The sequence below is a fragment of the Spongiibacter sp. IMCC21906 genome (assembly GCF_001010805.1).
Classification (GTDB): domain Bacteria; phylum Pseudomonadota; class Gammaproteobacteria; order Pseudomonadales; family Spongiibacteraceae; genus Spongiibacter.
In genome coordinates, this window is sequence record NZ_CP011477.1 from 3462773 (window position 1) to 3468984 (window position 6212).

Genomic DNA, 6212 nt, shown 5'->3' on the forward strand with positions numbered 1-6212 from the left:
CCGTTCAGCCATCTATCGATGCGTCCTGCAAATAGCTTTCATCTTGGCTCAAACGCAGAAATTCAGCCAAGGTGAATTGGTAGTTTTCGGATGGTAGCCCAATCCTCACTGTCACTCAACAAAGATAGTGAGTAATTAGGCTATAACACTGTAACTTAACCCATAAAAATAAAGCTATAACGCTAAGCAACATGAGTAAGTTGTTTGGATTCAGCAAGATTGCGATCACGACAGGCATACACCGCGCCCATAAACTCATCGCCCCAAAACTGAATATCATAATGTCGCACAACGTCGAAAGCTTCTTTAAGCCGACTTCGCGCCTCATCTCGACTCATAGTCAGAGCCAGATAACAGGTTGATGCCAATTCTGCTGGGTCGTGAGGGTTAGCCAATACGGCGCCCCGCAGCTCGGCTGCGGCACCCGCAAACTCTGAGAGCACCAGCACACCGCTGCCGTCAGTCAGGCCTTGAGTGGCAATATATTCCTTGGCGACCAGATTCAAACCATCTCGCAGAGGCGTAATCCACATTACATCGGCCATAGCGTAATAAGCCACCAGCTCTTCGAAGGGAAAGCTGCGAAAGAAAAACTGAACCGGGGTCCAACCCACCTTGGCAAAGCGGCCATTAATACGACCAACGGCTTGCTCTATTTGCACTTGAAGCTTGCGATATATTGTCATTTCTTGATCGGCGGGAACGCAGACCGTGACCAAGGTAACCTTCTCATGCAGTTCTGGGTGAGCATCCAACAGAGACTCAAAGGCCTGCAGTTTTTCCAAGGTGCCCTTGGTGTAATCCAGTCGTTCCACCGACAAAACCAGCCGCGTTCCAGCAAGATCGGCGCGCAATTTCTGCATTTGTTCTTGAATTTTCACTGACGCCAATGCGCTTTCCACTCGACTAATATCCAGGCCGACGGGATGAGCACCTAAGCCAATACAGCGACCATTTACTTCAATCTTGGTGGTCATTTCCTCCAGCCCCACCGCACAGCCATAGGTATAAAAGCGCGGAGCACAGCCTTTGCGATCAAGCGTTTCTAATGGCATCACCCCTCTGGCAACATCGACAAAATTCTCGGCCTGGCGGGGAATATGAAAACCAATATAGTCACACTGCAACAAGCTACCCACGATATCCCGGCGCCACGGCAGCACATTAAAAACATCCGCTGAAGGGAAATAGGTATGGTGGAAGAAAGCGATGGTTAGATCTGGGCGCAGCTCACGCAAAAAGGCTGGCACCATCCACAGGTTATAGTCATGTATCCAAACTACGGCATTTGCCGCTGCTTCTGCCGCCGTACGCTCCGCGAACAGTCGATTTACCTTAAGATAAACCTCCCAGTGATCTTCCCGAAAACTCGCTCGCTCCCAAAAAGTATGCAAGGTGGGCCAAAAAGCCTCCTTAGAGAACTTCTTGTAAAAAATATCCATGTCTTTTTTGCTTAAAGGAACCCGCGCTGCCACCAACTTTGGATAACGACTAGCCTCAACTTCGGTGTGGGTTTCAAATTTGCCTTGTTTATTGTCATGCACCGACCACGCCACCCACGAGCCCGCTTTGCCGTCGGCAAAGAAACTCAATAAGGTAGGAATAATGCCATTGGGCGAGGCAGGCCTGCGCCGAATCATGACACCATCTTCTACCACTTCTTCGTAGGGCAGGCGGTGATACACCATCACCAAGTCCGCCTTGCCGGGCTCCAGAATGTCTCGGGCCTCGGCATCCAAACCGGCCGTGCCTAAAAAGCCGAAATGGCGGATAGCTTCCAAAATTCCCCCCGCGCCACTCAGCGAGGCATGAAAAACCCGCGCCCGGCTTTCGGTCGCTTCCAGCAAACCTGACTCTGACTCACCTACACAAACACCGATAAAGCCCTGCTCATACATAGACAGATCATTCAGAGTATCCCCCGCCACCAACACCTCTTCATGGGGAATGTTCAAATGCGCCACCAATGCCGTCAGGGTCGAACCCTTATTGACGCCTTTAGGCAAAATATCTAAATACCAACTTGCGGAATACAGTAGATCGCAATCTAATGCGGCAACAGCTTTGGCCAAGGGGGCTCGCACCGCATCTACCGCTTCAGGCTCACAAAAATAGGAGCAACGACGCTCCTGCGGCACATCTTGGCGTTGCAGGCCGTTAATACCGTCCAAGGCAGCTTCGACAACGTGCTCACCCGGCCAGAGCTTGTCGATATCGGACTGCAAAGGTTGTATCGGCTGCTGAGTACTACCATCAACTACCGTGCAGCCCACATCACAAATAATATAATCCGGTTCAGGAATGGTGGGGTCGGCTAATAATGGCAATACAGATTCCAGTCCACGACCGGTGACAAATGCCAGTTCAATTTCGGGGTGAGCGGCGATAATCTGATATAAACGAAGGCGATTTTCAGAAGTCCCCCCCAAAAACGTGCCGTCTAAATCGGTTGCTAACAACATAGTCAATTCCCGTGATTTGCAACAGCGCCGGGGCATTCCCCAGGCCGATGCCTGACGTATGGTCCACGGACCTATGTTGGTGGGAGCACTCACTCGTTCGAGCCACTCCTAGCACCGCGAGACGGCGCACAAACATCCTCACTGCATGAAGGAAGAAACCAGTAAAGGCTGATCCGAAGACCTTGATTAACCAAGCAAAAATCCGTTTAGCACTTCAGCTTGGCGGTGAAACGCAATAAACCTGATCATGCAGATTTTATGCCGCGCAAAGCTAAAAGCAGGCCTCACGGCGCTTTCCTGCAAGTCTATTCAACTGACATGGAACGCAGTGATATTCAGACTCTCCCCGGCACCCCTTGCTGCACCAAAAAAGAGCGTCACGCCCGTTTAGGCCTGTCCCCGCTCTTTCTACACAAACAAGAAACTTTCTGGCTTTTCCACATACCAACGCTATAGCACTTAAGTATCACGGCTCCAGCACCACCAGCAGGTGGGCATTTAAAGCTAAACGCCCCTGCCCAAAAGCTGGTTGGAACAAGTCTTGCCTCGGGTCTAGTATTAGAGCTGAATTGCTAAGTTCGACACCTGATCATGAATCGCCTATTACAAGCGAGCGATCTCCAAGGTGGTAAACCGTTGGCAAAACGTGCTTTGATCGTACATGCCAGTGCAGAACTGGAGAATAATAGGGAGGAGCATGTCCGAACGTTGGAATAACATCATTACCTCGGCCCAGACCTTTCGTCGGGAGCTCCACCGCTATCCCGAACTAGGCTGGCAGGAAAACCGTACCGCTGCAGAAATCCGCAGAGCGTTAAGCTCACTGGATATCTCTTGGCGAGATTGCGCCAAAACCGGCACTGTCGCATCGCTCGGTAAACACAAGCGCGGTAAGCACATTGCCCTGCGAGGCGATATCGATGCACTTCCCATCACTGAAAAATCCGACAAAGAATGGCGCTCCGAACATCAGGGTTGCATGCATGCCTGCGGCCACGACGGTCACACCGCCACGTTGCTGGCAACCGCAGAGTGGCTTAAACACAGTGAAGATCAACTCACGGGGCCAGTCACTTTAATCTTTCAGCCCGCCGAAGAAGGGGGCCACGGCGCGCGGGAAATGATCGCCGACGGTGCCTTAGAGGGCGTGGATGAAATTTTCGGCTGGCATAACTGGCCCGCCATCCCCTTTGGCAAATTGGCTTGCCCAGACGATATTGTAATGTGTGGTAACGGCACCTTTCGCATCAAACTGAATGGCAAAGGTGGTCATGCCAGCCAACCTGAATTATGCAAAGACCCCGTATTGGCCGCCAGTGCAATCACCCTTGCGCTACAGCAAATTGTCGCTCGGCGCCTAGCACCCCAACGGGCCGCCGTAATCAGCGTCACATCCATTAATGCTCCAAGCGGGGCGACGATTATTCCGCAACAAGCAGAACTCGGCGGCAGTATTCGAGTACCCGACATTAAAACCCGGGACGAAGTAAATCAGCTTATTCGTGAAATAAGCCAGCAAACCGCGGCCAGTTATGGGGTTGATTGCGAGGTAGAAATCATCCCTCGCTACAACGCCACCATTAATCATGCCCAGCAAGCCCAACGCCTTCGCAGCTGCTGGCAAGACGCTTTTGGTAGCGCGGCAATGGCAAACGATATTCTCACGCCGATTATGGCGTCAGAAGACTTCAGCTATTACCTGCAAGAAATTCCTGGGGCCTTTGCCTTAATCGGCGCAGGCGAGGCAGACGAAGAAGCCTACCCTTGCCACAGTCCCCACTACGACTTTAATGACAAACTGATACCACTTGTTACCGAACTTTATGCCCGCTTAGTCGGCGCGGCATTACCTACGCCCAACTAATCGGGCATCAAAACTATCGTTACCTTGACGCACCACGACGCGTCTATTTTGTCCCCAGCGACAAAATTCTAAAAACCGCAGGAGGAAAGACATGAGTATTTTTGAACAGCGCGAATCCGAGATCCGGGGTTATTGCCGAGTCTATCCAGTGGTGTTTGATAAGGCATTCAATGCCCGCCAAACCGACGAGAACGGCAATGAATATATCGATTTTTTTGCCGGTGCCGGGGTACTTAACTTTGGCCACAACAACGAGCGCATGACCCAAGCCGTTATTAAATATATTCAAGGTAATGGCGTTACCCACAGTTTGGACATGCACACCACTGCTAAGCGGGATTTCATGGAACGGTTTGTCAAAACCATAATGGACCCCCGCGGCATGGATCACAAAATGCAGTTTATGGGGCCCACGGGCACCAACTCTGTTGAAGCCGCATTAAAAATTGCTCGCCGCGCGACAGGACGCCGAGAAATCATCGCCTTTACCAAAGGCTTTCACGGCATGACGCTAGGTGCACTGGCATGTACTGCAAACCAAGCGTTTCGGGGGCAGCAGGCATTCCATTAGAACATGTCAAACACTACCCCTTTGGCGAAGACAGCACTATTACTCAACTACGGGCCATGTATAGCGACAGTTCCAGCGGCATGTTGCCTCCGGCCGCATTTTTGGTAGAACCAATTCAGGCCGAAGGCGGCGTCAATATTGCCAGCCAGGCGTGGCTGAAGGATCTGTGCGACTTGGCTAAAGAGTTTGGCTCGCTCGTAATTTTTGATGATATTCAGGCCGGTTGCGGTCGCACTGGCTCCTACTTCAGCTTTGACGGCATGGGGCTAGACCCAGATATTATCTGCCTCGCCAAAGGCATCGGCGGCATGGGCACGCCAATGGCCATGAACCTCGTCAAACCAGAGATTGATAAACACTGGTCACCAGGCGAGCACACCGGGACATTTAGAGGTCAGTGTTTGTCCTTTGTCGCTGGCTCAGAAGCCCTGAGCTATTTTGAAGACGAAAGCTTAATGGAAGAAGTGGCGCAAAAAGCCGCCACCATGCGCGGTGCCGTCGACGCCCTGGCAGATCGCTATGACAGCATAGAAATTCGAGGCAAAGGCATGATCATTGGCGTCGATGTTGGCAATGGCGATCTCGCCAAAGCCATTGTCGCCAAATGCTTTGGTCGCGGTCTTCTCGTTTCAGCCTGTGGCAGCGGCGGCCGAGTGGTCAAACTTATTCCGCCCTTAACCATCCCCAATGACGACTTGAACACCGCGCTGGATATTCTCGTTCAAGCCACCGCAGAAATCATGGAGGCCGCATGAAACAACGCGATGATATGACCTTTGAGTTTGCCGAATACGAGCAGCGACTGGCCGCGCTGCGCCAACGTATACAAAAGCGCCGCTTAGATGCCGTGGTCATTACCGATCCTGAGAACATTATGTATCTCACCGATTACCAGACCACCGGCTACTCCTTCTTTCAGGCGCTGGTGGTACCGCTGGATGATGAACCATTTATGATCACCAGGGCATTGGAAGAATCCAATGTCCACGCTCGAACCTGGGTAGAGCGCACCCGGCCCTATCCCGATACCGGCGACGCCATTCAAATGCTGGTGGATGCGCTACGCGAGTTTGGTCTGGACAAAAAACGTATAGGCTATGAACGAAACAGCTATTTTTTCCCGGCTTACCAACAGGACCGCATCCACACCACGCTGAGAGAAGCCAAGCTGCTGGACTGTTTTGGTATTGTAGAGCAGGACGGATCTGTAAATCGCCCGCTGAAATCGAGCTTATGCACCGGGCAGCAGTTGCCACTGAGGCTGGCATGAAGGCGGGCATTGCTGCTTGCGAACCCGGCGTGACAGAAAACGAAA

5 protein-coding genes are annotated in these 6212 nt (G+C 51.9%); 4 read left to right on the top strand and 1 reads right to left on the bottom strand.

The window, feature by feature from the left end:
* Nucleotides 1–182: 182 nt before the first annotated feature.
* The gene (gene ggpS / locus IMCC21906_RS16005) at nt 183–2462 is read right to left on the bottom strand and encodes a glucosylglycerol-phosphate synthase (RefSeq protein WP_047012993.1); all 2280 of its coding nucleotides are present in this window, start codon (nt 2460–2462) and stop codon (nt 183–185) included.
* Nucleotides 2463–3159: 697 nt separating this feature from the next.
* Between ggpS and doeB2 the strand changes: the two genes are divergently transcribed.
* The 4 genes from doeB2 (at nt 3160) to IMCC21906_RS16930 (ending at nt 6167) form a co-directional block, all read left to right on the top strand.
* Complete coding sequence (doeB2, locus tag IMCC21906_RS16010) at nt 3160–4326, top strand: N(2)-acetyl-L-2,4-diaminobutanoate deacetylase DoeB2 (RefSeq protein WP_047010435.1); 1167 nt, start codon at nt 3160–3162, stop codon at nt 4324–4326.
* A 91-nt stretch (nt 4327–4417) separates the two neighbouring features.
* Nucleotides 4418–4897, top strand: coding sequence for an aminotransferase class III-fold pyridoxal phosphate-dependent enzyme (locus IMCC21906_RS17165; RefSeq protein WP_255353583.1), 480 nt, complete (start codon nt 4418–4420; stop codon nt 4895–4897).
* Nucleotides 4852–5652, top strand: coding sequence for an aminotransferase class III-fold pyridoxal phosphate-dependent enzyme (locus IMCC21906_RS17170; RefSeq protein WP_255353584.1), 801 nt, complete (start codon nt 4852–4854; stop codon nt 5650–5652). The genes IMCC21906_RS17165 and IMCC21906_RS17170 overlap by 46 nt, the downstream gene beginning before the upstream one ends.
* A complete protein-coding gene (locus IMCC21906_RS16930) occupies nt 5649–6167 on the top strand; it encodes an aminopeptidase P family N-terminal domain-containing protein (RefSeq protein WP_047012994.1) in 519 nt (172 codons plus the stop codon). Before IMCC21906_RS17170 ends, IMCC21906_RS16930 begins: the two co-directional genes overlap by 4 nt.
* The last annotated feature ends 45 nt before the right edge of the window (nt 6168–6212 follow it).